We start from the raw sequence: 25,116 nt of genomic DNA on the forward strand, positions 1-25,116 counted from the left end.
AGTCCTCCCTCAGGGAGGCGCGTGAGCGTGCCTGCGCGGACCGGGTGCGCCTCCTCCCGGAAGATCTCCGTGCTGGTGCCGGGCAAACCAGACGGGGCGGTCGATCTTCCGAGCAGGACCGGCTCAGTCCAGGCCTATCTCGAACCACACTGTCGTGCCCCGGCTGGTCCGCTCGCTCCCCCAGGCGTCGCTCAGGGTCTCGACGAGCGCGAGGCCACGACCGCGTACGCTGCCCGGCTCCGCCGCCTGAGCGGCCGGCAGCGTCGTCATCCCCTGGTCGCTGACCAGCACGAGCACCCGGTGGTCGTCGACGTCGAGCTCGACCAGGCAGCCGCTCCGCGCGTGGAGGAAGGCGTTGGTCACCAGCTCGCTGGTGCAGAGCAGGGCCGCGTCGAGGCGGTCGTCGTCGACGCCCCAGCCGCCGAGCATGCGCCGCGCCCACGCGCGTGCGGTGCCGGCCGCGCTGGTCTCGGCGGGCAGGTCGAGCCGGGCCACTCGCCGGGACCCCTCGTCGACCGAGACGGCCACGACCGCGATGTCGTCGCTGCCGCTGCCCATGCGCTCGAGCACCACGGTGCACGCCTGCCGCGGGTCGGACGCGCCGTGCAGCGAGGCGACGGTGTCCTGCAGCCGCTCGAGCCCGGTGTCGAGGTGCTGGCCGGGCACCTCGACCAGCCCGTCGGTGAACAGCAGCAGGAGGTCGCCGCTCGCGAGCACCTCCGTCGTGACGGGCCGCTCGCCCGGCACGCCGACCGGTGGTCCGGCCTCCAGCTCGACGAAGGTGCCGCCGGGCGGTCCCGACAGCCGTCGCAGCAGCGGCGGCGGGTGCCCGGCGGTCGCGACCTGCAGCAGGCCTGTGAGCGGGTCGAGCACCGCGACGAGCGCGGTCACGAACACCTCGGGACCGAGGCTCGAGACGAAGGGGTCGAGCGCCCCGAGCACGGCCGCCGGATCGGGCTCCTGCAGACCGAGCACGCGCAGGCCGGCCCGCACCTGGCCCATGATCGTCGCGGCCATGACGCCGTGCCCGACGACGTCGCCGATCGCCAGCACCAGCCGGCCGTCCGAGCTCGTGAAGGCGTCGTAGAAGTCGCCGCCCGCGCTCATGCCCGGAGCGCTCGGCACGTAGCGCGCGCCGATGCTCACACCGGCCACCTGGGGCATCTCGGCCGGGAGCATGCTGCGCTGCAGCAGCTCGGCGTTGCCGCGCTGCTCGTCGAAGCGCTGCGCTCGGCCGAGCGCCTGGCCGACCAGGCTCCCCACCGTACGCAGCGCCGCCATGTCCTCGGTGCTGAAGTCGCGCTCGTCCTCCCACCCGAGCGACAGCGCGCCGTACTGCCCGAGGATCGGCAGCGGCACGCTGCCGACCGCGCGCAGCGGCCGCCCGAGCCGCTCGTCCTGCAGGCTGTTGTAGTGCTCGAGCGCGTCGGCGCCGAGCCACAGCGGCGCCCCCTCGCGCGCCACCTGCACCGAGGGCAGGGCGGCGTCGGCGCGCAGCCGGGTCCAGAGCAGCGGCAGCCGCTCGGTGCTCTCGTCCTGCACGTCGAGCGCGGCGCGCCTGGTCATGCGCAGAGCGCCGCCCTCGAGCAGCACGACCCGCGCGTGGTGCGCGCCCACGTCCTCGACCGCGTAGCGCAGCACCTCGCGGGCGACGTCGTCCACGCTCAGCGCCGAGGAGAGCCGGGCGGCGAGGTCGGCCACCTGGCGCAGCGTGCGGGCCGAGCCGGTGATCTCGATGACGACGGAGAGCACGCCCAGGACCCGGCCGTCCTCCCCGCGCAGGGCGGCGTAGGAGCGGGAGAAGCGCACCAGCTCGGCCGGGGCGTCGGGACCGCGACGGCGCACGGGCAGCACGGTGTCGGGGTCGTGGACGCCCTCGCCGGTCTTCATCACCTGCCAGACGAGGTCCCAGTGGCCGGGCAGGTGCCAGTTCTCGGGGAACACCTCCGCCGCCGGGCGGCCGAACGCGTCAGGGTGCTTGGTGCCGAGGATCGAGGCGTAGGCGTCGTTGTAGACGAGGACGGCGTCCTCGCCGACCACGAGCGCCATCGGCACGGCGGCGCCGAGCACCGTGTCGACGCCGCTCGCCAGCCCGGCCGGCCACGTCGAGCGATCGCCGAGCAGCCCGAGACGGTCCTGCATCCGCAGCCTCCAGGTCTGTCGCGTTGCATCGTAGGGGCGACGCGCAGGGCGCCGCGGGACCTCGCGCGTTTGGACAAGATCGGCAGTGGAGATCACGGGATGCGTGAACTCCCTCCGGCTCGACATGGGCTTCCTCGACTACGTCATCCTCGGGATCTACTTCCTGTGCGTGCTGGGGATCGGGTTCGCCGCTCGAAGGAGCATCAAGACGAGCCTGGACTTCCTGCTCTCCGGGCGCGCCCTGCCCGCGTGGGTGACGGGCCTCGCCTTCATCGCCGCGAACCTCGGCGCGACCGAGATCCTCGGCATGGCGGCCAACGGCGCGCAGTACGGTGTCGCGACCGTCCACTACTACTGGGTCGGGGCCATCCCGGCGATGGTCTTCCTCGGCATCGTGATGATGCCGTTCTACTACGGAGCCAAGGTCCGCAGCGTCCCGGAGTTCCTGCGGCTGCGCTTCAACGACTCGACGCACCTGCTCAACTCGATCATCTTCGCGCTCTCGGCCGTGCTGATCGCCGGCGTCAACCTCTACGCGCTGGCCATCGTCATGCGGGCCATGCTCGGCTGGCAGCTGTGGTTCTCGATCGTCATCGCTGCGCTGTTCGTCCTCGCCTACATCACCCTCGGCGGCCTGTCGTCCGCGATCTACAACGAGGTGCTGCAGTTCTTCGTGATCCTCGCCGGCCTCATCCCCGTCGTCGTCCTCGGCCTGAAGGAGATGGGCGGCTGGGGCGGGCTCGAGGACCGCGTCCGCGGTGCGAAGGGCGGCGGCGACGCCCACCTGCACGCGTGGCAGGGCACTGGCGTCGGCCACGTCACCAACTCGATCGGCGCCAACTGGATCGGCATCGTCTTCGGCCTCGGGTTCGTCCTGTCCTTCGGCTACTGGACGACCAACTTCGCCGAGGTCCAGCGCGCGCTCTCGGCGCGCAACAGCAGCGCCGCACGGCGTACCCCGCTCATCGGCGCGTTCCCCAAGCTGTTCATCCCTGCGCTGACCGTCATCCCGGGGCTCATCGCCCTGGTCGTCGTCCCGAAGCTGGGCGACACCCCCGACGGCGGCTACAACAACGCCATCCCGTACCTCATCGAGCGCTACCTGCCCACCGGCATCCTGGGCGTCGCGGTCACCGGCCTGCTGGCCGCGTTCATGGCCGGCATGGCCGCCAACGTGTCGAGCTTCAACACCGTCTTCACCTACGACATCTGGCAGCAGTACGTCGCCAAGGACCGCGACGACGAGTACTACCTCAAGGTGGGGCGTGTCGTCACAGCGGTCGGCGTGCTCATCGGCATCGGCACCGCGTTCATCGCGTCAGGCTTCAGCAACATCATGAACTACCTGCAGGCGCTGTTCTCGGTCTTCAACTCGCCGCTGTTCGCGACCTTCATCATCGGCATGTTCTGGAAGCGGATGACCCCGAAGGCGGGCTTCGCCGGACTGCTCAGCGGCACGATCGCCGGCCTGTTCGTCTACCTCGGCTACAAGTTCTGGGGCATCTTCGACTTCAAGTCCGACCTCGAGGAGTCGTTCTACGGTGCGGGCAGCGCGTTCGTCGTCGACGCGGTCGTCTCCGTCGTCGTGAGCCTGGTGACCAAGCCCAAGCCGGCCGAGGAGCTGGTGGGCCTGACGTACGGCGCCGGCACCCGTGAGGCCGCGAGCGACCTCGTCGTGGGCGACCAGACGTGGTACCGCTCTCCGGTGGTCCTCGGTGCCGCAGCCCTCGTGCTCGCCGTCGCCCTCTACATCCCGTTCCTGTGACAAGCCGCCCCGCCACCGCTCGCAGAACCCGCCGCACCACTTGGAGCTCCTGATGCCTGAAGACACCACGACGGACGAGTCGTCGGCCGAGGCCAGCACGGCCGCCCGGCTGTTCGACGTCCGACGGATCATCGGAGGCCTGTTCGTCGTCTACGGCGTGCTGGTCACCGCCGCCGGCATCTTCGACGGCGGTGGCGCCAAGAAGAAGGCGCAGGGCATCGACATCAACCTGTGGGCCGGCATCGCCATGCTCGTGGTCGGCGGGCTCTTCCTGCTGTGGATGACGCTGAGCCCCAACACCCCGCCCGCCGACGCCGACCCCGGCCAGGGCGAGAAGGGCAGTCGCGCGTGACGACGCTGCCCGGAACCTCGGTCGAGCTCTCCGCACTCTGCCTGGGCGGCAACGTCTTCGGCTGGACGGCCGACGAGGCCGACTCCTTCGCCGTCCTCGACGCCTTCGCGGCGGCCGGCGGCACCTTCGTCGACACCGCCGACGCCTACAGCCACTGGGCGCCGGGGCACGTCGGCGGCGAGTCCGAGACGGTGATCGGGAACTGGCTGCGCTCGCGGGGCGGGCGCGACCGCGTCGTCGTCGCCACGAAGGTCGCCAAGCTGCCGAGCGCGCGGGGACTCTCGGCCGCGACCATCGCCCGCGCCGCCGAGGACTCGCTGCGGCGGCTGCAGACCGACTACATCGACCTCTACTACGCCCACGAGGACGACCCCTCGGTGCCGCTCGAGGAGACGCTCGGGGCGTTCGACGCACTCGTACGCGCCGGCAAGGTCCGCGCGGTGGCCGCCTCGAACTTCTCGCCCGAGCGGCTGCGCGAGTCGCTGGAGGTCAGCCGGCGCGACGGGCTCACGGCGTACGTCGCGACGCAGGACTGGTACAACCTGGTCCACCGCGAGGACTACGAGCGCGACATCGCGCCGGTGGCGGCCGAGCAGGGTCTCGCGAGCTTCCCGTTCTTCGGGCTGGCGGCCGGCTTCCTCACCGGCAAGTACCGCGCCGGCACCACGGTGGCGAGCGCGCGCCTCGACCGGGTGGCGGGCTACCTGGACGACCCGCGTGCCCCGCGCCTGCTCTCCGTGCTCGACGAGCTGGCCGCCGCGCACTCGGTGGCGCCGGCCGCGGTCGCGCTGGCGTGGCTGCGCCAGCAGCCGACGGTCACGGCGCCCATCGCGAGCGCGCGGACGGTCGAGCAGCTCGAGGACATCCTGCCGGCGCTCGCGCTGGAGCTGGAGGCCGACGAGCTCGACGCGCTGCGGGCCGCCTGGGCCTGAGCGCGCCGAGCTCGTCGGTGCCGGTCGACGGCTATGCCACCGCGGGCTCGCCCCAGCTGCCGGCGAAGGCGATCTCCTGCAGCGGGAAGCGGTCGCGCGGGGCGAGCTCGCGGGCGCGCAGGTGCTCGGGGAGGTCGTCGGGGTCGCCGAGCAGCCCGACGGCCAGCACGATCATCGGCGCCCAGCCGGCCGGCACCTCGAAGCGCTGCGCCAGGGCGGCCGCGTCGAAGCCGGCCATCTGGTGCACGTGCAGCCCGAGGGCGTGGGCCTGCACGGTGAGCTGCGCGACGGAGAGCCCGAGCTCGAAGGGCGCGTGCGGCACCGGCTCGCCGGCGTCGTCGAGCGAGCGGGCGAGCCCGACGACCAGGGCGGAGGAGCGGCCGGCCCAGAGCTGGTTGCCCGGCGCCAGGGTGTCGAAGACGGTGGCGAAGGTGTCGTCGCCGCGGCGGCCCACGAGGTAGCGCCACGGCTGCCGGTTCACCGCGCTCGGCGCCCAGCGGGCGGCCTCGAGCAGGCTGCGCAAGGCGGCCTCGTCGACCTCGTGGGCGGGGTCGAAGGCGCGCGGGCTGCGGCGCTCGGCGAGCAGCGGGTGGAGCAGCGGGTCGGTGTCGGTGCTGGCGGTGCGGACGTCGCTGGGCAGGTCGTGCACGGTCATGGGGTGGCTCTCGCTCCGTTCGGACAGTTGAACCCTCAACAAGATGAGGCACTGCTGGTGTTCCCCGGGAGGTGCGGAAGCATGCGACCGGGTCTACTGTTGAACGTACAACCAGTTCTTCCGTCGCGCCCCTTGGAGCACCCGTGCCCGCCGTCACAGCAGACCCGCTGACCCTCCCGCGCCTCGAGGCCCCGGGCGCCGGCTCCCGCGAGCGTGCAGTCCGCTCGGTCACGACCGCGCCGCAGGGCTACGAGGGGGAGGGGTTCCCCGTCCGGCGCGCCTTCGCGGGCGTCGACCTGCGCGACCTCGACCCGTTCATCCACATGGACCAGATGGGCGAGGTGGAGTACGCGCCCTACGAGCCCAAGGGCACGCCCTGGCACCCGCACCGCGGGTTCGAGACGGTCACCTACATCCTCGACGGCACGTTCCTGCACCAGGACTCGCACGGCGGCGGCGGCGTGATCAGCGACGGCGCGACGCAGTGGATGACGGCCGGCGGCGGCATCCTGCACATCGAGACCCCGCCCGAGGAGCTGGTCGTCAAGGGCGGGCTCTTCCACGGCGTCCAGCTCTGGGTCAACCTGCCGGCCAAGGACAAGATGCGCCCGCCGGCCTACCAGAACCTCGAGGGTGGCCAGGTGGCGCTCACCGCCACCCCTGACGGCGGGGCGCTGGTCCGGGTGATCGCCGGCGAGGTGGCCGGCGTGCGCGGCCCCGGCTCCACGCACACGCCCATCGCGGTCGTCCATGCCACCGTCGTGCCCGGCGCCGAGCTGGCGCTGCCGTGGCCGACCGGGTTCAACGGTCTGGTCTACGTGCTCGCGGGCGACGGCACGGTGGGCAGCGGCGGCCAGCCGCTGCGTACCGGTCAGCTCGCGCTGCTCGGCGAGGGCGACTTCTTGCGCGTGCGCGCCGACCGCGTGCAGGACTCCCGCCACCCGGCGCTCGAGGTGCTGCTGCTCGGCGGCGCGCCCATCCGCGAGCCGATCGCGACCTACGGCCCGTTCGTCATGAACACCCGCGCCGAGCTCGCCCAGGCGGTCGAGGACTACCAGAAGGGCCGGCTCGGGGTCATCCCCGCCGACGCGCTGATGCCCCACACCGGGCGCTGATCTGCGCGTTCGGGCGACAGGACGGCATATGTGCTCGCTCAGGGCACCCCTGACGTGGCACCCTGATCAAGCACGAGCCTGTTCTCCTCCCTCGCGGTGAGGCGGATCCTCCGGCGGGAGGATGACGCCGGAGGCGCAGCCAGGAGATCGTCGGCGTGGACACGGAGTCCGCGTCGGACCTGGCGGAGGGAGCGGCGGTGGAGGCAGTAGCCGGAGCGGTGAAGGCGGTCGGCCGCCGGGTGCCCGCCGGCGCCCGCGAGATCGCCATCGTCGCCGTGCTGCTGCTCGCCTACAAGCTGGGCCGCCTGATCAGCGCCGACGAGACCGCCCGTGCGTTCTCCAACGCTCAGGCCGTCCTCTCGCTCGAGCACGTGTTGCGCCTGCCGAGGGAGGCGTGGACGCAGAGCGTCGCCTACGACGTGCCCTCGCTCGTCGACCTGGCCAACCGCTACTACGCCTACGTCCACTTCCCGGCAGCGACGCTCATGCTGCTGGTGCTCTGGTTCCGCGCCCGCCACCACTACGCGTGGGTGCGCCGGGTCATGGCGCTGCTGACCCTGACCGCGCTGGTCCTGCACGTCGTGCTGCCGCTGGCGCCGCCGCGGATGATGCCGGGGTTCATCGACACGGCAGCCGCCTCGGACGAGTCGGTCTACTCCGGCGTCGGCGGGATGCTCGCCAACCAGTACGCCGCGATGCCCTCGCTGCACGTCGGCTGGGCGCTGGTGGTCGCGGCCGCCGTCGTCGTGAGCCTGCGCAGCCGCTGGCGCTGGCTCGCCGTGCTCCACCCGGCGGTCACGGTCGCGGTGGTCGTGGTCACCGCCAACCACTACTGGCTCGACGCGATCGTCGCGGGCGCCCTGTTCGTCATCAGCCTGACCCTGGTGGGCCCGCGCGGTGCGCTGGTGCCCCGGCGCGCCTACGCCGTGGCGGCCTGAGGTGACCACGCTGCCGCCCGAGACGCTGCCGGTGGAGCCGGGCGGGCTGCCGGTCGAGCCGCCGCCGCTGGACCCCACCGAACCGGTGCCCGACGACCCCGGTCCGCTGCTCCCCGACGACCCGGGCGAGCTGCCGCCCCCGCCCCTCGAGCCCTCGCCCGACCCCGGCGCGCTCCCGCCGCCGCCGCCGCCCGCACCCCCGAGCCTGCCGCCGGGGTGACCGGCACCCGTCCGCGCGACGACGGGGGCGGTAGCGTGGCGCAGGTGACTCTGCCCTGGGGGTCACCGGAGCTCCTGTCGGTGGTGCTTGACGCGGTCCCGGTGGCGACGGTCGTGCTCGACGCCGACGCGGGCATCGTGGCGTGCAACGGGCTGGCCGAGCAGCTGCTCCGGCTGCCGCCGGCCTGGCAGGGCCGCAGCATCCTGGCCGACCAGGACGCCGAGCTCGTAAGCGAGGTCGCCCGCCTGCTCGGCGGCGAGCCGGTCGCCCGCGAGACGCGCGTGCGCCTCGGTGACGGCTCGTGGCGCTCGCTGTCGTGGAAGGGCACGCCCCTGACCGACGGCGAGGGCGGGCCGCTCGGAGCGGTCGCGGTGATCGAGGACACCTCGCGCCGTCAGGCCGCCCGGCGCGACACCGCCCTGCTCGACGCGCTGTTCCGCGAGGCGCCCGTGGGGCTGGCGGTCTACGACCAGGCCGGGCACTACACCCGCGTCAACCGCGCGCTCGAGGCGATGGACGGGCTCAGCGACTCCGAGCACCGCGGCCACCGCAGCGCCGAGCTGCTGCCCGGCCTGCGCAGCGACGTCGACCGCGTGGTCGCTCGGGTCTTCGAGACCGGCGAGCCGGCTCCCGACATCGAGGTCCGCGGCACGACGCCCGCGGCGGAGGCGCAGCGTACGTGGCTGCACTCGTTCTTCCGCCTCGAGCACGGCGGGCAGCCCGTGGGCGTCGGCGCCGTCGTCCGCGACGTCACCGACCAGCGGCAGGCCGAGCTCGACCGGGCGTCCGCCGCCCAGCGGCTCGCCTTCATCGGCGAGGCCGGCGAGAAGCTGGCGAGCACCCTCGAGCCGGACGCGGTGCTCGACCTGCTCTGCCGGCTCGCCGTGCCGGCGCTCGCCGACCACGTCATGGTCGACGTCGTCGACGACACCGGGCGGCTGCGCCGGCGCGCGGCGCGGCACGCAGGCACGCCGCGCTTCGGGCACGTGGTGCCGCGCACCGTGGGAGAGCCGGCCGACTACCCGGCGGGCCACCCGGCCCGGCGCGCGGTCGAGCAGGGCCAGGCGCTGCTGGTGCGCGACGCCGAGCCCGACAGCGCGACGTTCCCCCACGTACCCGGCCTGCGCAGCGTGCTCGTGCTGCCGATGAGCGTCGGCGGCCAGGTCATCGGCGTGAGCACGCTGCTGTTCGCGGGCAGCGGGCGGACCTACGGCGACGCCGAGGCGGCGCTCGCGCGCGACCTCGTCAGCCGCGCCGCGGTGGCGATGGCCAACGCGCTGTCCTACGAGCAGCAGCGCTCGGCGGCAGTGGCGCTCCAGCGCAGCCTGCTGCCCGAGGGGCTCGGCGACGTCGAGGGGCTGCAGGTCGCGTGGCGCTACCTGCCGGGCGCGAAGGGCACCAAGGTCGGCGGCGACTGGGCCGACGTCTTCCCGCTGCCGAGCGGGCGCACCGCGATCGTCGTCGGCGACGTCATGGGCCGGGGGTTGCGTGCCGCCGCCGTCATGGGGCAGGTGCGCACGGCCGTACGCGTGCTGGCCTACCAGGACCCGCCGCCCTCCGAGGTGCTGCGCTCGCTCGACCTCGCGGTCTCGGGGCTGGCCGACGGGCAGCTCGTGACCTGCGTCTACGCGGTCTTCGACCCGGCGCGCGAGGTGCTGACCGTGGCGAGCGCCGGGCACGTGCCGCCGGTGATGGTCGGGCCCGACGGCAAGGCGCGCGTGCTCTCCGTCGACGGCGGACTGCCGGTCGGGGTGCCGCTGGGCGTGCGGGCCGACCTCGGCTACGAGGAGGTCGAGATCGCCATGCCGCACGGCAGCGGTCTCGCGCTCTACACCGACGGGCTGGTCGAGGCGCCCGGGCGCGACGTGGACGCCGGCATCGCCGGGCTCGTCGACGCGCTCGAGACCCACTCGTGGGACGACCTGGAGAAGCTCTGCGACCTCGCGGTGGCCGCGGGCGTCCCGCACGCGCCGGGCCACCCCGACGACGTGGCGCTGCTGCTGGTCCGCGCCGCGAGCGACGCGGCCGGGCACGTCATGACGGTGGACCTGCCGCCCGACCCGGCCGCCGTCAGCCCGGCGCGGGCGCTGTTCGTGTCGGCGCTGGAGCGGTGGGGACTGGCCGGCGACCCGGTCGCCCTGGCCGGCCAGCTGCTGGTGAGCGAGGTCGTCACCAACGCGATCCGCTACGCCCGCGGCGACGTCGGGCTGCTGGTCCGGCGGGCCGAGCGGGCCGTGCACGTCGAGGTCCGCGACCACGACACCCGGCTGCCCCGGCTGCGCCACGCGACGCTCGACGACGAGGGCGGCCGCGGCCTCGCCCTCGTGCAGGCCCTCTCCCGCGACTGGGGCGCCCGCCCCCTCCCCGACGGCAAGGTCGTCTGGTTCACGCTGGACGCTCCCGGACGCTGACGCCGATGTTGATCGGCTAGGCCGATCAAACTCGTGCCAGGCCGAGCAACTTGCATGGGTCTCGCACGAGGTTGATCGGCTAGGGCGATCAACGTCGGGCCGGGGTCGCCTCAACGTCCGGGACCAGGCGGAGGAGGGGTACGCGGCGGGGGAGGGGGCCGGGGTCGACGTCCTCGCCCTCGACGACCACCAGGCCGGTGTCCGCGGTCCACGCGGAGGCGAGGTCGCCGGGGCGGACGAAGCGGAACTCGGGGTCGGCGCGCCCCTCGTCCTCCATCGCGGCGAGGTCGGCCGCCGACGGGGCGCGCGCGACCGAGGTCGAGAGCTTGGACGCCGGTGCGGCGGGCCGCTGCTCCTCGTGCTCGCCGGGGTGCTCGGGAAGCGCGGGCCCGGGCGCGACCCACAGCGTGCGGCCCAGGGTCACCATGGCCGCCAGCAGCCCGGCGGAGGTCGCGCCCTGGCCGGGCGGCACGGGCACGACCGCGTCCGAGCCCGCGAGCGCCGCGTCCACCGCCGCGCGCTGCCAAGGCCGCATCTCGGTGAAGCCCAGCATCGCCAGCGCCTCCTCCTCGGGCAGCGCCTCGAGCGCGGGGCGGCGCACCGGCCAGCGGGGGAACGACGGCGAGGGCCACAGGTAGGGCAGGTCGTCGGGCACGTCGGGGAAGAACGGGCGGTAGAACTCGGGGTCCTTGCGCACCAGCGCCGACTGGTGGCTGATGTGCACGGGGCTGTGCCCGAGCCAGGGCGGGAGCTGGCCGGTCGCCCGCAGCTGCGACCACTCGGGCACGACGCCGCCGGTAAACTCGAGCAGGGAGGACCGGGTCGCGTCGAGCCGCCCCCGCCGCTCCCACGCGTCGATGCACGCCAGCCCGTAGCAGACCAGCGCGGGCACGAACCCGCGCCACATCCGGGTCGCCGGGTGGTTCTTCCACGCGTAGGTCGGCCAGGTCAGCGCCCGCAGGATCTGGAACGTCTCCACGCGCTGCTTGCCGAGCCTCCGGTCGTCCAGGATCCGGGCGCTGTCGACGAAGCCGGGGTACGGCACGAAGGTCTGCACACCGCTTGCCCTACCCAGGCGCACGGAAGTGGCAGCATGCGTCTCCATGACCGTCCTGCCGAGCGTGTCCTACTCGATCACCGTCCGCCTCGACATCCCGGCGGCCGGCGGCTCGGTGAGCCGGCTGACGGCGGCGGTCGAGCAGGCAGGCGGCATCGTCACCGCCCTGGACGTCACGGCCTCCGGGCCGCAGCGCGTGCAGATCGACGTGACGATGGCGGCGCGCTCCTCGGAGCACGCGGGCGAGCTGGTGGAGGCGCTGCGTACGCTGCCCGACGTCGCGATCGGGAAGGTCAGCGACCGTACGTTCCTCCTCCATCTCGGCGGCAAGATCGAGGTCACGAGCAAGGTGCCGATCCGCAACCGCGACGACCTCTCGATGGTCTACACGCCCGGCGTCGCGCGGGTCTGCCTGGCGATCGCGGCGAACCCCGACGACGCGCGGCGCCTGACCATCAAGCGCAACACCGTGGCGGTCGTGACCGACGGCTCAGCAGTGCTCGGGCTGGGCAACCTGGGGCCGCTGCCGGCGATGCCGGTGATGGAGGGCAAGGCCGCGCTGTTCAAGCGGTTCGCCGGCATCGACGCGTTCCCGATCTGCCTCGACACCCAGGACGTCGACGAGATCGTCGAGACGGTCGTGCGCATCGCGCCGGTCTTCGCCGGCATCAACCTCGAGGACATCTCCGCACCGCGCTGCTTCGAGGTCGAGGCGCGGCTGCGCGAGCGGCTCGACATCCCCGTCTTCCACGACGACCAGCACGGCACCGCGATCGTCGTGCTCGCGGCGCTGACCAACGCCCTGCGGGTGGTGGAGAAGGAGCTGTCCGACGTGCGCATCGTCATGGCCGGTGCGGGCGCGGCGGGCACGGCCATCCTCGACCTGCTGGTGGCCGCCGGCGCGCGCGACGTCGTGGTCTGCGACGAGCACGGCGCCCTGCACGCCGACCGGCCCGACACCGACGAGCGGCTCTGCGCGATCGGGCGGCGCACCAACCCGCGTGGCTACTCCGGCGACCTGCACGGCGCCCTGCGCGACGCCGACGTCTTCATCGGCGTCTCCGCGCCGGGCATCATCACCGGCGCCGACGTCGCGACGATGGCGCCGCGCTCGGTGGTCTTCGCGCTGGCGAACCCCGACCCCGAGATCGACCCGCAGGAGGCGGCCGAGCACGCCGAGGTCGTGGCGACCGGGCGCAGCGACGCCCCCAACCAGATCAACAACGTCCTCGCCTTCCCCGGCGTCTTCCGCGGGCTGCTGGACGCGCAGTCGCGCGAGGTGACGCCCGAGCTGCTGCTCGCCGCTGCCGGCGCCCTCGCCGCGGTCGTCGGTCCCGACGAGCTCAACGCCGCCTACATCGTGCCGAGCGTCTTCCACGCCGGCGTCGCGGACGCGGTCGCCGCAGCCGTACGCGGTGCAGCGGTGGCCGGGTGACCCGCCACCGCTGGCTGCCCGCCTTCGCGGTCGCCCTCGCCGCCCAGCTCGTCGCCGTCTACGCGCCGAGCGCGCCGAGCGAGGGCGGCATCCCCTACCTCGACAAGGTCGTGCACGCCACGATCTTCGGGCTGCCGGTGCTCTTCGGGCTGCTGGCCGGCTGGCCGCGGCGCTGGGTCGTCGGGGTCTTCGTCGTGCACGCCGGGGTCAGCGAGTACCTCCAGTCGGCGGTCCTGCCGCACCGCGACGGCAGCTGGCAGGACGCGCTGGCCGACCTGGTCGGCGTCGGCCTCGGGGTGCTCGCCTCCTCGCGGGTGGAGAGCCGCACACGGGGAATCCCTCGGGCATGACAGAGCCCGAGCGCCCAGGCACCCCGGTCGAGGAGGAGCTCTCCGGGCGGCTGCTGCTGGCCTCGCCCGCGCTGAGCGACCCGTCCTTCGCCGGGAGCGTCGTGCTGGTGCTCGACGCCGACGAGTCCGGAGCCCTCGGCGTGGTCGTCAACCGGCCGACCGACATCGAGGTCGCCTCGGTCCTGCCTGCCTGGGCCTCCGCGGTGGGCGAGCCCGCGACCGTCTTCCGCGGCGGGCCGGTCGCCCCCGAGAACGCGCTCGCCCTCGGCCTGCTGGCGACCGTGCCCTCTCCCGAGGACCCCGAGCCGCCCGGGTGGCGCGGCGTGCGGGCCGGGCTCGGGCTGGTCGACCTCGACGTCGCGCCCGAGCTGCTGCTCGGGTCGCTGGCGGCGCTGCGGGTGTTCGCCGGCTACGCGGGCTGGGGGCCCGGCCAGCTCGAGGGCGAGCTCGCCCTCGACGCGTGGATCGTCATCGACGCGCTGCCGGGCGACCCGTTCTCGCCCCACCCCGAGCAGCTCTGGCGCTCGGTCCTGCGCCGGCAGCCCGGGCGGACCTCGCTGCTCTCGACCTGGGTGGCCGACCCGACCCTGAACTGAGCCGAGCCGGCGCTCGACCGAGCCGTCGGCAGGGAGGCCCGCCGCAGCGTACGATCCGTGGCATGAGCGTCCCTGGTCTTGACGAGCCCGGAGTCGGCGGCATCGGCACGCTGGTCGAGCAGGAGCCCGACACCGTCAGGGTGCCGACCGACGACGGCGACCACGAGCGCTTCGCGCACTACGCGCCCAAGGACAAGATCGTCGAGGCCATGGTCACGGGCACGCCGATCCGCGCCCTGTGCGGCAAGGTGTGGGTGCCCAGCCGCGACCCGCAGAGGTACCCCGTGTGCCCCACCTGCAAGGAGATCTACGACGGTCTCCCGCCCGGCGGCGACGGCAAGGAGTAGCCCCGGCGGTCAGGCCAGCTTGATGGTCGACATCCGGTTGTAGCTCGCGCCCTCGACGACCTCGCCCCTGCCGGCGTAGAGGCAGAACTGCACGTAGGCCTCGCCCGCCTGCAGCGCGTCCTTGTCGGTGTGACGCAGGACGGTCGTGGTGAGGAACTTCCACTTGCCGTCGCAGGTGAGCACCGGCTCGGTGCCGGCGACGTTGGTGTCGTAGTAGGCCTTGGCGATCGCGCTGCTGCCCTCCTGCGTGAGGTCGCCGGGCCCCTGCTTGACCGACACCCACACGTGGGTCATCTCGGTGCCGGGCGAGCAGCGGTACTTCGCGCGGACCTCGGCGGAGTCGCCGTGGGCGAAGACGTTGCCCTTGGTGTAGCTGACCTCGGGCGCCTTCCACGGCTTCACCGAGGCGGCCGACGCGCTGGTGGCGCCGGCGAGCTGGGCGCCGAGCAGGGTGGCGGCGCCGAGAGCGAGCAGGGTACGGGTGCGGGGAGTCGTCATGACCAGGAACCTAGGCACGCGGCGAGCTCCGGTCAGGCGTGCTGGCAGCCGGGTGCGCGGTGGTGCCAGCACCCTTGCGACGTCCCTCGCCGCGCAGGCTCAGAACGACGACGCGCGGTGCAGCCGCTCGGCCTGGATCTCGCCGCCGAGCGCGATGCCGAACAGCACGGCGATGCCGCCGGCCACCATCGTGCGCGACACCGAGCCGGGGTAGACCGCGTAGGCCGTGGCGAACGCGGCCGTGGTCACGACGACCTGGACGCTGGAGTTGATGCGGGAGCGGTCGGCCGTGATGTCGCCAGCCCGCCGGTCGACCCAGGCGATGAGCGGCGCGCTGAGGGCGGTGACGGCGGCCAGGATCCCGAAGATCGCGGCAGCGGTGAGGGCGAGGTGCACGGGGCTGTCCCTTCGCGTCGGAGCGGGGCTCCCGGCCCGCCGGGCCGGAGACCAGTCGAGTCTGCGTCAGAGGGGTGTCGGCGCGCACGGCCTTCGACTGAACTGTGACCTATGTCTGCCCTCGGGCGCCTGCGTGCGCCGGCCCTGCGGCCGATCGGGGAGCACGTGCCTGCTCTCGCTCCCGCCCTGCTCACCGTCGGCGTCTCGATCAACCTGACCGCCCAGGTGCCGCAGGTGCTGCGGACCGTGGTGCGCGGCCAGACCGGCGGGCTGTCCGCGGTGGGCATCCGCGCCGGGGCCAGTGCCAACGCCCTCTGGCTCTGCTACGGCGTCGCGGCCCACGACCTCGCCCAGCTGCTGTGCAACGTGGTCACCACGACCTTCGCCACCTCGACGGTGCTGGCGCACCGGGCGCGCGCCCAGCACCGCCCGCCCCGTCGCCTCGACGTCGCGGCGCTCGTGCTCGTGGCCCTGTGGGTCTGCGCCGCGGCCCTCGGCCGCGCCGACCTGCTCGCGGCGACCGGCGCCGCCTACGGCCTGGTGATCGGGCTTCCGCAGCTGCTGCGCCTGGTGCGTACGCCGTCGGCGGGCGGAGTCGCCCGCGGCACCTACGCCATGGGGCTGGCGGGCGGCACCGTCTGGTCGGTCTACTGGGCGCTCTCGGGCCAGCCGCTGGTCGCCGCGTCGGCCGCCTACTGCGGCGCCCTGGCGCTCACCGGGCTCACGCTGCTGACCGTCCGCGCCCGCCGCGACGCGCCCGCCGCCACGGGGCGTCGGCGCGTCGAGCACCCGACTCGGGTTAGCCTCGACCCCGCATATGAGCACCACCGCCGCATCCTCGCTGCCCCCCGCCTACCCCGGCCGGGCTCCGTGGGGAACCGCCACGAAGCTGCGCGCGTGGCAGCAGGCGGCGCTCGACGCGTACCACTCCCGCGACCCCCGCGACTTCCTCGCCGTCGCGACGCCTGGCGCCGGCAAGACCACGTTCGCCCTGCGGCTGGCCACGGACCTTCTGCAGCGGGGGGTCATCCGCGCCGTGACGGTCGTGGCGCCGACCGAGCACCTGAAGCGGCAGTGGGCTGAGGCGGCCCACCGGGTCGGCATCGAGCTCGACCCCGAGTTCAAGAACTCGCAGGGCGCCCACGCCGCCGGGCTGACCGGCGTCGCGGTCACCTACGCCCAGGTGGCGATGGCCCCGATGCTCCACCGGGCCCGCACCGAGGCCCGGCCGACGCTCGTGATCCTCGACGAGGTCCACCACGGCGGCGACGCGCTGAGCTGGGGCGACGCGGTCCGCGAGGCGTTCGAGCCGGCCCGGCGCCGGCTGGCGCTGACCGGCACTCCCTTCCGCAGCGACACGGCGGCCATCCCGTTCGTGACCTACGAGCGCGACGCCGCGGGCGTGCGCCGCTCGGTCGCCGACTACTCCTACGGCTACGGCGAGGCGCTGCGCGACGGCGTCGTGCGTCCGGTGATCTTCCTCGCCTACGGCGGCTCGATGCGCTGGCGCACCTCCGCCGGCGACGAGGTCGCCGCGACGCTGGGCGCCGACCCGCTCACCAAGGACCTCACCTCGCAGGCGTGGCGCACTGCGCTCGACCCCTACGGCAACTGGGTGCCGCAGGTGCTCACCGCTGCCGACCGCCGACTGAGCGAGGTACGCCGCCACGTCCCCGACGCCGCCGGCCTCGTCATCGCCACCGACCACAGCACGGCACGGGCCTACGCGGCCCGGCTGCGCGCGATCAGCGGCGAGCCGGCGACCGTCGTGCTGTCCGACGACCCCACCGCCTCGAAGCGGATCGCCGAGTTCGCGGCCGGCACCACCCGCTGGATGGTCGCGGTGCGCATGGTCAGCGAGGGCGTCGACGTCCCGCGGCTGGCGGTCGGCGTCTACGCCACCAGCACGAGCACGCCGCTCTTCTTCGCCCAGGCGGTCGGCCGGTTCGTCCGCGCCCGGCGCCGGGGCGAGATGGCCAGCGTCTTCCTGCCCACCGTTCCCATCCTGCTCGAGCACGCGGGCGCCATGGAGCTGGAGCGCGACCACGCGCTGGACAGGCCGGTCAAGGAGGACGACTTCGACCCCGAGGCCGGCCTGCTGGCCGAGGCCAACCGGCAGCGCGACGCGCCCGACGGTGGCGTCGACGCCCTGCCCTTCGAGGCGCTCGAGGCCGAGGCGACCTTCGACCGGGTGCTCTTCGACGGCGGCGAGTTCGGCATGCAGGCCGAGGTCGGCTCCGAGGAGGAGGAGGACTACCTCGGGCTGCCCGGGCTCCTCGAGCCGGACCAGGTCTCCGTCCTGCTCCAGCAGCGGCAGGCCAAGCAGATCGCCCGGGGCAGGAAGGCGCCCGAGCCCGAGCCCGCCGCGGCGAGCCCCATCGCCGCCGACGCCCTGGCCGGGCTGCGCAAGGAGCTCAACGCGCTCGTGGCCGCCTGGCACCACCGCACGGGCCAGCCCCACGGGGTCATCCACGGCGAGCTGCGCCGCACCTGCGGAGGGCCGCCGAGCTCCACGGCCTCGGCCGAGCACGTGCAGAAGCGGATCGACCGCATCCGCGATTGGCACGCGAAGGGCCGCACGCTCGCCTGACGGCGGCTGCCCGCGAGTGCCCTGCGACGCAGGTGGCTCCGCTTCTGCCACTCTGTCAGTCGCTCCTGTAGGGAAACGAGAGGTGTCCTGACGATGGCGTTCCGACTGCGGCCGCAAGAACCGGAGTTCTACGACCTGTTCGCGTCGGCCGGCGAGAACATCGTCGCGGGCGCCCGCCTGGTCGTCGAGCTCGTCGCGGCGTCCCCGGACCAGCGGCTGCGCGTCACCGAGCAGCTGCGCGAGGTCGAGCACGCCGGCGACGACATCACCCACACGATCCTGCGCAAGGTCAACACGACGTTCGTGACGCCGTTCGACCGCGAGGACATCTACCGGCTCGCCAGCCGCCTCGACGACGTGCTCGACCTGATGGAGGAGGCCGGCGACCGGGTCGTCCTCTACGGCGTCGACGGTCTCCCGGCCAAGGCCGCCTCGGTCGCCGACGTCCTGCTGCGCGGCAGCGAGCTGACCTCGCAGGCCATGCCCCGCCTGCGCACGATGAAGGGGCTGGAGGACTACTGGATCGAGGTCAACCGGCTCGAGAACGAGGCCGACCAGCTCTACCGCGAGATGATCGGCGACCTCTTCCGCGGCGGCTACGACGCGCTGCACGTGCTCAAGGTCAAGGAGGTCCTCGACATCCTCGAAGGGGCCGCCGACGCCCTCGAGCACGTCGCCGACGCGGTGCAGACGATCGTCGCCAAGGAGAGCTGACCGCTCGTGGAGACGCTCGGCCTCGTGCTGTTCATCGTCGTCGCACTGGCCTTCGACTACACCAACGGCTTCCACGACGCGGCCAACGCGATCGCGACGACCGTGTCGACGCGGGCGCTGCGACCGCGTACGGCCCTGGCGCTCGCGGCCGTCATGAACCTCGTCGGCGCGCACATCTCCACCGCGGTCGCCAACACCGTCGGCGGCGTCATCGACCCGCCCGACGGGACGGCGGGCCTGACCGTCGTGGCAGCCGCGGTGCTCGGCGCGATGTCGTGGAACCTGGTCACCTGGTGGTTCGGCATCCCGTCGTCGTCCTCGCACGCGCTGATCGGCGGGCTGGTGGGGGCGGCGCTGGCGGCCGGCGCCTCGGTGCACTGGCACGCCGTGCGCGAGAAGGTGCTCGTGCCCATGGTGGTCTCGCCCGTGGTCGGCCTGGTGCTGGGCTTCCTGTTCATGCTGGCGATCATGTGGGCGTTCCGGCGGGCCAACCCGCACCGCGCCAAGCACTGGTTCCGCTACGGCCAGATCGTCGCCGCCGGCGCCATGTCGCTCGGCCACGGCCTGCAGGACGCGCAGAAGACCATGGGCGTCATCACGCTCGCGCTGCTCACCACCGGGCACCTCTCGAGCTTCGAGGTGCCGTTCTGGGTGGTGTTCGCCTGCGCCCTCTCGCTCAGCCTGGGGACCTACGCGGGCGGCTACCGGATCATCCGCACGCTCGGTCGCAAGGTCTTCAAGGTCGACAACACCTCGGGCTTCGCCGCCCAGACCGTCGCCTCGGCCGTGCTCTACGGCGCGTCGCACTGGGGCCTGCCGGTCTCGACCACCCACGTGACGACCAGCTCGCTGATGGGCGTCGGCGCCACGCGCAGCCTGTCGGCGGTGCGCTGGAACATCGCAGGAGGCATCCTCGTGGCCTGGGTCGTGACCCTTCCGGCGGCGGGGCTCGTCGGTGCCCTCGCCTACGGTGTCCTGCACGTGGTCGTCTAGCGCCGGTGGTCCAGCCCGCACCCGGCGGAGGAGGGTGCCCGAGTGCTGCACGTGCTGGTCTTCACCATCGCCGCCCTGGCGGTCATGGTCGCGGTGCAGGTGCTGGCCGACCGAGCCCGCCTGCCCGCAGCGGTGCTGCTCACGGTCACCGGCGTCGTCTACAGCCTGCTCCCCGGGCCCAACGTCGAGCTCGACCCCGAGGTCGTGCTGACGCTGGTCCTGCCTCCCCTGCTCTACAGCGCGGCGCTGCACTCCTCGCTCAGCGCCATCCGCGAGAACCTGCGCAGCGTCGTCTCCCTCTCGGTCGCCCTCGTGCTCGCCACCTCCCTGCTCGTCGGCGTGGCCGTGCACGCGCTGGTGCCCGAGGTCGGGTTCGCCGCGGCCGTGGCGCTCGGCGCGGCCGCGTCGCCTCCCGACCCGGTGGCCGCGCTCGCGATCGGGCGCCGCGCCGGGCTCCCGGCCAGGCTGATCACGCTGATCGAGGGCGAGGGGCTGCTCAACGACGCCACCGCGCTGACGACCTTCACCGTGGCGGTCACCGCGGCCACGAGCGGCAGCTTCTCCATGGGCGACGCGTCGCTGCGCTTCGTCGTCGCGGCCGCCGGCGGCCTGGCGGTCGGGCTGTTCGTGGCCCTGGTCGTGCGCCGGGTGCGCCCGCTGCTGCACGACCCGGTCCTCGACTCCAGCGTCTCGCTCGCCGTGCCGTTCGCCGCCTACCTGCTCGGCGAGGAGCTCCACGTGTCCGGAGTCCTCGCCGTGGTCGTGACCGGCCTGGTCGTCGGGCACGACTCGCCGCGCTTCACCTCCGGCGCCAGCCGCCTGCAGGCGACGGCCGTGTGGCGCCTGGTCGACTTCCTGCTCGAGGGCTTCGTCTTCCTGCTCATCGGGCAGCAGGTGCCCACGGTCGTGGAGGGCCTCGACGCCTACTCCACCTCCGAGGTCGTCCGGGCGGCGGTGGGCACGCTCGCGGTCGTGCTCCTGCTGCGCCCGGCGTGGCTGGTGCTCACCCAGCTGCTGCCGCGCGCGCTGCACGCCCAGCTCGGCGGCGGCCCCAGTGACGGCCGACGGCTCTCCGGCGGCGAGGTCGTGGTCATGAGCTGGGCCGGCACCCGCGGGGTCATCAGCCTGGCGGCGATCTTCACCCTGCCGCTCGCCCTCGACGACGGCTCGCCGATGCACGAGCGCGACCTGCTGCTGTTCTGCACCTACCTCGTGGTGCTGGTGACGCTGGTCGGCCAGGGGCTCAGCTTCACCGCGCTGGTCCACGCCGTAGGGCTGCGGCCCGACGCCGCCGACCTGGCGCAGCTGCGCAACCAGGCGCGGGTGGCCTCGGTGGAGGCCGGCCTCGCGCGCCTCGAGCGGGTCGCCGCCGAGGAGGAGCTCGCGCCGGAGGCGGTCGAGTCGATCCGCGCCTCGCTGAGCGCGCGGCTCGCGCGCTACCGCAAGCGGCTGCAGGTGCTCGAGAGCGCCGAGGACGGCGAGCTGCCCGTCTCCGACAGCTACGTCGCGGCGCTGCGCACCCGGCGCGCGGTGCTCGACGCCCAGCGCGAGGAGCTGCTGCGCTGGCGCGACGCCGGCCGGCTGCCCGACGCCAGCCTCCGCGTGCTCGAGCGCGAGCTCGACCACGAGGAGCACACGCTGCCGCGCCGCCCGTCGAGCTGAGGCGCGCGGCGCGGCTCAGCGCCGCGCGAGGGCCTCGGCGAAGCGCTCGAGCACCGACGCGCTGGCGAGCACCAGGCGTACCTCCTCCACGCGCGTCGGGGTGTTGAGCACGGTGCCGAGGCAGGTGCCGACCAGCACGTCGAGCGGCCAGTAGGGCGCGTGCGTGCCGAGCGGCGCCATCACCAGCTCGCGGGCCCCGACGTCGTCGGCCGCCGCGAGCACCGAGCGGTAGCAGCGGGCCAGCAGCCACCTGCGCTCGTCGCGCACCGACCACGCCGGCACGACCACGTGCACGAGCCAGCGCGCCGGCAGGTCGCCGCCGGGCGTGGTGACGGCCTCGCCCTCGGGCACGCCGCGGCGGAAGACGTCGTGGCGCAGCGCCCGGCACAGCGCCGTCACCTCGGCGCCGGCCGCGGCCAGGACCCGGTCGGGCGTGCGGCCGACCAGCTCGGGCGGCGCGATGCGCACGAGGGCGTCGCAGGCCTCGCTCTCGGGGGTGCCGAGCAGCAGACGTACGCGCACGGGTCCACTCTGCCCCGCCGGAGCACCGGCGCACACGCCCTCAGCCCGAGCCGAGCGCCCCGCTCCAGGCGTAGGTCTGCTTGACCAGCTTGAGGTAGATGAAGGTCTCGGTGCTGCGGATGCCGGGCACCAGCCGGATCGAGTCGTTGAGCAGGGTGAGCAGCTGCTCGTCGTCCTCGCAGGTGACCTCGCACAGGATGTCGAAGGTGCCGCCGCACAGCACGACGTAGTCCACCTGGGGCAGCTCGGCCAGCAGGCGGGCGACCTCGCGGGTGTCGCCGTCGGCCTTGACGCCGATCATGGCCTGGCGGGCGAGGTCGACGGTCAGCGGGTCGGTCACGGCGACGACCTGCATCACGCCGCCGGCGAGCAGCCGCTGAACGCGCTGGCGGGCCGCCGCCTCCGAGAGCCCGACGACCTTGGCGAGCGCGGCGTAGGACGCGCGGCCGTCGGTCTGCAGCTCGGCGATCAGCGCCCGGTCGATCGCGTCGAGGCGGGTGCGCGACGGAGGGCGGGCTGGGTCTGCGGTCACGGGTGGGTCCTCCTCGCCGGCTCAGTGGCCGGTCAGCCTTCCGAACACGCGGGCAGCGACCGAGGCGCGCCCGGTGAGGCGCTCCTCGGTGTCGGCGAAGGTCATGGCGCGCAGCCCGGCGTTGACGCCGAGCCAGCGCAGCGGCTCCGGCTCCCAGCGGGGCGAGCGGTGCCCGACCCACGGCAGCCGGGTGAGCGCCGTCGACCGGCCGAGCACGAGGTCGGCGAGCGTGCGGCCGGCGAGGTTTGCCGTGCCGACGCCGTCTCCGACGTAGCCGCCGGCCCACCCGAGCCCGGTCGCGGGGTCGAGGCCGACCGACGCGTACCAGTCGCGCGGGATGCCGAGGGGGCCGCCCCACCGGTGGGTGACCGCGGCGTCGCGCACGGCCGGGAACAGCTCGCGGAGCAGGCCCTCGAGCGCGGCGTGCGTCGCGCCGTCGGTGTCGAAGCCGGGCCGGACCGCCGAGCCGAAGTGGTAGGGCGCCCCTCGCCCGCCGAAGGCGAGCCGGCCGTCGGCCGTGCGCTGGCCGTAGATGATCAGGTGCCGGTAGTCGGAGAACGTCTCGCGCCCGGCGAGCCCGACCTCCTCCCACACCGCCTGCGGCAGGGGCTCGGTCGCGACCATGAGGGAGTAGACCGGCGCGATGTCGCGCCGGTGGCCGTCCAGCCGGGCGGTGAACCCCTCCGTGGCGCGCACGACGAAGCGTGCGTGCACGGTGCCGCGCGAGGTGCGTACGCTGCCCGCCTCCAGCGCCGTCACCTCCGTCTGCTCGTGGACCGTGACGCCGAGCCGCTCGACCGCCCGCGCCAGGCCGCGGACCAGCCGCGCGGGGTGGACGACGGCGCAGTCGGGCGTCCAGGTGCCGCCGAGCACGCCGGTCATGGTGACCCGCTCCTGCGTCTCGGCGGCGCTGAGCAGGGTGACGTCGTCGTGCCAGGTGCGCGCGTCGGCCGCGTGCTCGCGGGCGCGCTCGAGCTGCACCGGCGTGCGCGCCGCGACGACCGTGCCGCCCTTGGCCACGGTGTCGTCGATGCCCTCGTCGTGCGCCACGCGCACGACCTCGTCGACGGTGTCGCGCATGGCCGCCGCGAGGGAGCGGGCGGCCTCGGCGCTGCTGCGGCGCGCGACGGTGGACCACGAGGCCGGGAACAGCGCGCTGCACCAGCCGCCGTTGCGCCCGGAGGCGCCGAAGCCGGCGACCTCCTTCTCCAGCACCACGATGCGCAGCCCGGGGTCGGCATGGGCGAGGTAGTAGGCCGTCCAGAGGCCGGTGAAGCCGGCGCCCACGATCGCGACGTCGGCCTGGAGGTCGCCGGCGAGCGCGGGCCGGGGCGCGTAGTCGTCGTCGAGCGTCGCGTGCCACAGCGAGAGGCCGGCGTAGGGGGAGGTGGTGGTCACGAGTCGAAGCCCATCCCGATGCTGTCGAGTCCGCGCAGCCACAGGTTGCGGCGCCCGTCGTGCGAGTCGGCGCGCGCCAGCGACCAGCGCGTCGCCTGGATGCCCGCCCAGCCGACCGGGTCGGGCGGGAAGGGCAGCGGCCGCCGGCGCACCATCTGCAACCTCGTGCGCTCGGTGTCGGAGCCCTCGAGCAGGTCGAGCACCACCTGCGCGCCGAAGCGGGTGGCGCCGACGCCGAGCCCGGTGTAGCCGCCGGAGTAGGCCACTCGGCCTCCGCACGCCGTGCCGAAGAACGCGGCGAAGCGGGTCGACGCGTCGATCGCGCCGCCCCAGCGGTGGGTGAACCGCACGTCGGCGAGCTGCGGGAAGGTCTGGGCGAAGTGCTCGGCCAGCGTCACCGAGGTCTCGAGGCGCTGGTCGTGCGCCGGGCTGACGCGGCGACCGTAGTGGTAGACCGCGTCGTAGCCGCCCCACAGGACGCGCCCGTCGGCGGTCGGGCGGTAGTAGTGGAACTGGTTGCCCGCGTCGGAGACGCCCTGGCCGCCGCGCCAGCCCACCGACTCCCACTGCTCGGGGCTCAGCGGCTCGGTCACCAGCACGTGGTCGTAGACGGGCACGGTCAGCGGGCGCACGCGCCGCAGCAGCGAGGGGTACGCGTTGGTGGCCAGCGCCACCCGCTCGGCCCGGACCTCGGCGCGGTCGGTGGAGAGCGTGACGCCGCCGCCGCGCCCGGCGCGCAGCCGGCGCACGGGGGAGTGCTCGGCGACGCGTACGCCGAGGGTCCGGCAGGCGTCGAGCAGGCCGTGGGCGAGCCGCGCCGGGTCGACCAGCGCGACGCCGTCGCGGTCGAGCAGTCCGCCGAGGTAGGTGGGTGAGCGGACCAGGGCGCGCGTGGCCGGAGCGTCGAGGAGCTCGAGCTTCCCGCCGACCCGGGTTGTCGCCTCCGCGGTCTCCGCCAGGCCGGCGAGCTGCCAGGGCGCGACGGCGACGGTCAGGTCGCCGGTGCGCCGCCAGTCGCAGTCGATGCCGTACCGGGCCAGCGTCGCCTCGATGGCGTCGAGGTTGTCGCGGCCCATCGCCTCGAGCTGCTCGAGCTCGTCGGGCCAGCGCGACAGCCCGTTGAGCAGCCCGTGAGTGAGGCTCGAGGAGCAGAAGCCGCCGTTGCGGCCCGACGCGGCGGCGCCGACCCGGCCGCCCTCGACGAGCAGCACGTCGGCGCCGGGGTCGCGCTCCTTGGCGAGCAGGGCGGTCCACAGGCCGCCGTAGCCGCCGCCCACGACGACCAGCTGGGCGCGGGTGTCCTGCTCGAGGGGAGGTGCGGGCTCGACCGGAGCAGCGGCGTCGAGCCAGTAGGGCACCGGGGCCGCGCCGGCCACGAGCGCGGCGGCACGGCTGCGGGCTGGCATGCGTAGTCCTCCGGGCGCTCGAAACCGTTGCGATGGAGCATCGTGGCAACGGAATCCCTTGTCAACGGCAACCTGATCTGCCATAAAGGG

General features: G+C 74.1%; 24 protein-coding genes. 15 read left to right on the top strand and 9 right to left on the bottom strand.

Annotation, left to right across the window (positions count from 1 at the left end; all coding sequences use genetic code 11):
- Positions 1 to 123 precede the first annotated feature (123 nt).
- Positions 124 to 2,142 carry an ATP-binding SpoIIE family protein phosphatase gene (locus tag CLV35_RS14615; protein ID WP_183061992.1) on the bottom strand — a complete coding sequence of 673 codons (2,019 nt, stop codon included), beginning with the start codon at positions 2,140 to 2,142 and terminating at the stop codon, positions 124 to 126.
- 124 nt (positions 2,143 to 2,266) lie between these two features.
- On the opposite strand from CLV35_RS14615, the gene CLV35_RS14620 reads away from it, so the two are divergent.
- From CLV35_RS14620 to CLV35_RS14630, 3 genes are read left to right on the top strand one after another with little or no spacing between them, the layout of a single operon-like run.
- Positions 2,267 to 3,907 (top strand): sodium:solute symporter family protein, encoded by a 1,641-nt coding sequence (locus CLV35_RS14620; RefSeq protein ID WP_121194352.1) that lies wholly within the window; start codon positions 2,267 to 2,269, stop codon positions 3,905 to 3,907.
- A 52-nt stretch (positions 3,908 to 3,959) separates the two neighbouring features.
- Positions 3,960 to 4,259, top strand: a complete 300-nt coding sequence (locus CLV35_RS14625) for a hypothetical protein (RefSeq protein ID WP_121194215.1) — start codon at positions 3,960 to 3,962, stop codon at positions 4,257 to 4,259.
- Positions 4,256 to 5,191: an aldo/keto reductase gene (locus CLV35_RS14630; RefSeq protein ID WP_121194216.1), complete on the top strand. Its 936-nt coding sequence runs from the start codon at positions 4,256 to 4,258 to the stop codon at positions 5,189 to 5,191. Before CLV35_RS14625 ends, CLV35_RS14630 begins: the two co-directional genes overlap by 4 nt.
- 31 nt (positions 5,192 to 5,222) lie before the next feature.
- Here CLV35_RS14630 and CLV35_RS14635 read toward each other — a convergent pair whose 3' ends face one another.
- Positions 5,223 to 5,846: a nitroreductase family protein gene (locus CLV35_RS14635; RefSeq protein ID WP_121194217.1), complete on the bottom strand. Its 624-nt coding sequence runs from the start codon at positions 5,844 to 5,846 to the stop codon at positions 5,223 to 5,225.
- A 143-nt stretch (positions 5,847 to 5,989) separates the two neighbouring features.
- Here CLV35_RS14635 and CLV35_RS14640 point away from each other — a divergent pair, with 143 nt between their 5' ends.
- From CLV35_RS14640 to CLV35_RS14655, 4 genes are all read left to right on the top strand, one after another.
- The gene (locus CLV35_RS14640; RefSeq protein ID WP_121194218.1) at positions 5,990 to 6,961 is read left to right on the top strand and encodes a pirin family protein; all 972 of its coding nucleotides are present in this window, start codon (positions 5,990 to 5,992) and stop codon (positions 6,959 to 6,961) included.
- A 155-nt stretch (positions 6,962 to 7,116) separates the two neighbouring features.
- Entirely contained in the window at positions 7,117 to 7,899 is a 783-nt protein-coding gene (locus CLV35_RS14645) for a phosphatase PAP2 family protein (protein WP_183061993.1), read from the top strand.
- A gap of 1 nt (position 7,900) precedes the next feature.
- Positions 7,901 to 8,119, top strand: a complete 219-nt coding sequence (locus CLV35_RS14650; protein WP_121194220.1) for a hypothetical protein — start codon at positions 7,901 to 7,903, stop codon at positions 8,117 to 8,119.
- 44 nt (positions 8,120 to 8,163) lie between these two features.
- Positions 8,164 to 10,530: a SpoIIE family protein phosphatase gene (locus CLV35_RS14655; RefSeq protein WP_183061994.1), complete on the top strand. Its 2,367-nt coding sequence runs from the start codon at positions 8,164 to 8,166 to the stop codon at positions 10,528 to 10,530.
- Positions 10,531 to 10,618: 88 nt separating this feature from the next.
- Here CLV35_RS14655 and CLV35_RS20150 read toward each other — a convergent pair whose 3' ends face one another.
- A complete protein-coding gene (locus CLV35_RS20150; protein ID WP_183061995.1) occupies positions 10,619 to 11,587 on the bottom strand; it encodes an MSMEG_6728 family protein in 969 nt (322 codons plus the stop codon).
- Between the two features lie 46 nt (positions 11,588 to 11,633).
- Between CLV35_RS20150 and CLV35_RS14665 the strand changes: the two genes are divergently transcribed.
- The 4 genes from CLV35_RS14665 to CLV35_RS14680 all read left to right on the top strand — a co-directional run bounded on the left by CLV35_RS14665 (position 11,634) and on the right by CLV35_RS14680 (position 14,315).
- Positions 11,634 to 13,022, top strand: a complete 1,389-nt coding sequence (locus CLV35_RS14665; protein ID WP_121194222.1) for an NAD-dependent malic enzyme — start codon at positions 11,634 to 11,636, stop codon at positions 13,020 to 13,022.
- Positions 13,019 to 13,372 carry a VanZ family protein gene (locus CLV35_RS14670; RefSeq protein WP_121194223.1) on the top strand — a complete coding sequence of 118 codons (354 nt, stop codon included), beginning with the start codon at positions 13,019 to 13,021 and terminating at the stop codon, positions 13,370 to 13,372. Before CLV35_RS14665 ends, CLV35_RS14670 begins: the two co-directional genes overlap by 4 nt.
- On the top strand, positions 13,369 to 13,968 hold the full coding sequence (locus CLV35_RS14675) for a YqgE/AlgH family protein (protein WP_121194224.1): 600 nt from the start codon (positions 13,369 to 13,371) through the stop codon (positions 13,966 to 13,968). The genes CLV35_RS14670 and CLV35_RS14675 overlap by 4 nt, the downstream gene beginning before the upstream one ends.
- Positions 13,969 to 14,030: 62 nt before the next feature.
- Positions 14,031 to 14,315, top strand: coding sequence for a DUF3039 domain-containing protein (locus tag CLV35_RS14680; protein ID WP_121194225.1), 285 nt, complete (start codon positions 14,031 to 14,033; stop codon positions 14,313 to 14,315).
- A gap of 9 nt (positions 14,316 to 14,324) precedes the next feature.
- Here the strand turns inward: CLV35_RS14680 and CLV35_RS14685 are convergent, their stop codons facing one another.
- Positions 14,325 to 14,813, bottom strand: coding sequence for a hypothetical protein (locus CLV35_RS14685; RefSeq protein WP_121194226.1), 489 nt, complete (start codon positions 14,811 to 14,813; stop codon positions 14,325 to 14,327).
- Positions 14,814 to 14,912: 99 nt separating this feature from the next.
- Positions 14,913 to 15,209, bottom strand: a complete 297-nt coding sequence (locus tag CLV35_RS14690) for a hypothetical protein (protein ID WP_121194227.1) — start codon at positions 15,207 to 15,209, stop codon at positions 14,913 to 14,915.
- Between the two features lie 817 nt (positions 15,210 to 16,026).
- On the opposite strand from CLV35_RS14690, the gene CLV35_RS14695 reads away from it, so the two are divergent.
- The 4 genes from CLV35_RS14695 (at position 16,027) to CLV35_RS14710 (ending at position 21,168) form a co-directional block, all read left to right on the top strand.
- Positions 16,027 to 17,799, top strand: a complete 1,773-nt coding sequence (locus tag CLV35_RS14695) for a DEAD/DEAH box helicase (protein ID WP_121194228.1) — start codon at positions 16,027 to 16,029, stop codon at positions 17,797 to 17,799.
- Positions 17,800 to 17,892: 93 nt separating this feature from the next.
- Complete coding sequence (locus tag CLV35_RS14700; protein ID WP_121194229.1) at positions 17,893 to 18,513, top strand: DUF47 domain-containing protein; 621 nt, start codon at positions 17,893 to 17,895, stop codon at positions 18,511 to 18,513.
- Between the two features lie 6 nt (positions 18,514 to 18,519).
- Entirely contained in the window at positions 18,520 to 19,506 is a 987-nt protein-coding gene (locus tag CLV35_RS14705) for an inorganic phosphate transporter (protein ID WP_121194230.1), read from the top strand.
- 42 nt (positions 19,507 to 19,548) lie between these two features.
- Positions 19,549 to 21,168, top strand: a complete 1,620-nt coding sequence (locus tag CLV35_RS14710) for a Na+/H+ antiporter (protein ID WP_121194231.1) — start codon at positions 19,549 to 19,551, stop codon at positions 21,166 to 21,168.
- 15 nt (positions 21,169 to 21,183) lie between these two features.
- Here CLV35_RS14710 and CLV35_RS14715 read toward each other — a convergent pair whose 3' ends face one another.
- The 4 genes from CLV35_RS14715 to CLV35_RS14730 are packed head-to-tail and all read right to left on the bottom strand — an operon-like array spanning position 21,184 to position 25,026.
- On the bottom strand, positions 21,184 to 21,690 hold the full coding sequence (locus tag CLV35_RS14715; protein ID WP_183061996.1) for a macro domain-containing protein: 507 nt from the start codon (positions 21,688 to 21,690) through the stop codon (positions 21,184 to 21,186).
- 40 nt (positions 21,691 to 21,730) lie between these two features.
- Positions 21,731 to 22,222 carry an Lrp/AsnC family transcriptional regulator gene (locus CLV35_RS14720; protein ID WP_121194233.1) on the bottom strand — a complete coding sequence of 164 codons (492 nt, stop codon included), beginning with the start codon at positions 22,220 to 22,222 and terminating at the stop codon, positions 21,731 to 21,733.
- 21 nt (positions 22,223 to 22,243) lie between these two features.
- Positions 22,244 to 23,620: an NAD(P)/FAD-dependent oxidoreductase gene (locus tag CLV35_RS14725; protein WP_121194234.1), complete on the bottom strand. Its 1,377-nt coding sequence runs from the start codon at positions 23,618 to 23,620 to the stop codon at positions 22,244 to 22,246.
- Entirely contained in the window at positions 23,617 to 25,026 is a 1,410-nt protein-coding gene (locus CLV35_RS14730; protein ID WP_121194235.1) for an NAD(P)/FAD-dependent oxidoreductase, read from the bottom strand. Before CLV35_RS14730 ends, CLV35_RS14725 begins: the two co-directional genes overlap by 4 nt.
- Positions 25,027 to 25,116 lie beyond the last annotated feature (90 nt).

Source organism: Motilibacter peucedani (genome assembly GCF_003634695.1).
Classification (GTDB): Bacteria; Actinomycetota; Actinomycetes; order Motilibacterales; family Motilibacteraceae; genus Motilibacter; species Motilibacter peucedani.

Coding starts and splice junctions, on each gene's coding strand:
- CLV35_RS14665 (WP_121194222.1), top strand. CDS start 11,634: ATGACCGTCCTGCCGAGCGTGTCCTACTCGATCACCGTCCGCCTCGAC.
- CLV35_RS14695 (WP_121194228.1), top strand. CDS start 16,027: ATGAGCACCACCGCCGCATCCTCGCTGCCCCCCGCCTACCCCGGCCGG.
- CLV35_RS14685 (WP_121194226.1), bottom strand. CDS start 14,813: ATGACGACTCCCCGCACCCGTACCCTGCTCGCTCTCGGCGCCGCCACC.
- CLV35_RS14615 (WP_183061992.1), bottom strand. CDS start 2,142: ATGCAGGACCGTCTCGGGCTGCTCGGCGATCGCTCGACGTGGCCGGCC.
- CLV35_RS14700 (WP_121194229.1), top strand. CDS start 17,893: ATGGCGTTCCGACTGCGGCCGCAAGAACCGGAGTTCTACGACCTGTTC.
- CLV35_RS14635 (WP_121194217.1), bottom strand. CDS start 5,846: ATGACCGTGCACGACCTGCCCAGCGACGTCCGCACCGCCAGCACCGAC.
- CLV35_RS14625 (WP_121194215.1), top strand. CDS start 3,960: ATGCCTGAAGACACCACGACGGACGAGTCGTCGGCCGAGGCCAGCACG.
- CLV35_RS14675 (WP_121194224.1), top strand. CDS start 13,369: ATGACAGAGCCCGAGCGCCCAGGCACCCCGGTCGAGGAGGAGCTCTCC.
- CLV35_RS14730 (WP_121194235.1), bottom strand. CDS start 25,026: ATGCCAGCCCGCAGCCGTGCCGCCGCGCTCGTGGCCGGCGCGGCCCCG.
- CLV35_RS14680 (WP_121194225.1), top strand. CDS start 14,031: ATGAGCGTCCCTGGTCTTGACGAGCCCGGAGTCGGCGGCATCGGCACG.
- CLV35_RS14620 (WP_121194352.1), top strand. CDS start 2,267: ATGGGCTTCCTCGACTACGTCATCCTCGGGATCTACTTCCTGTGCGTG.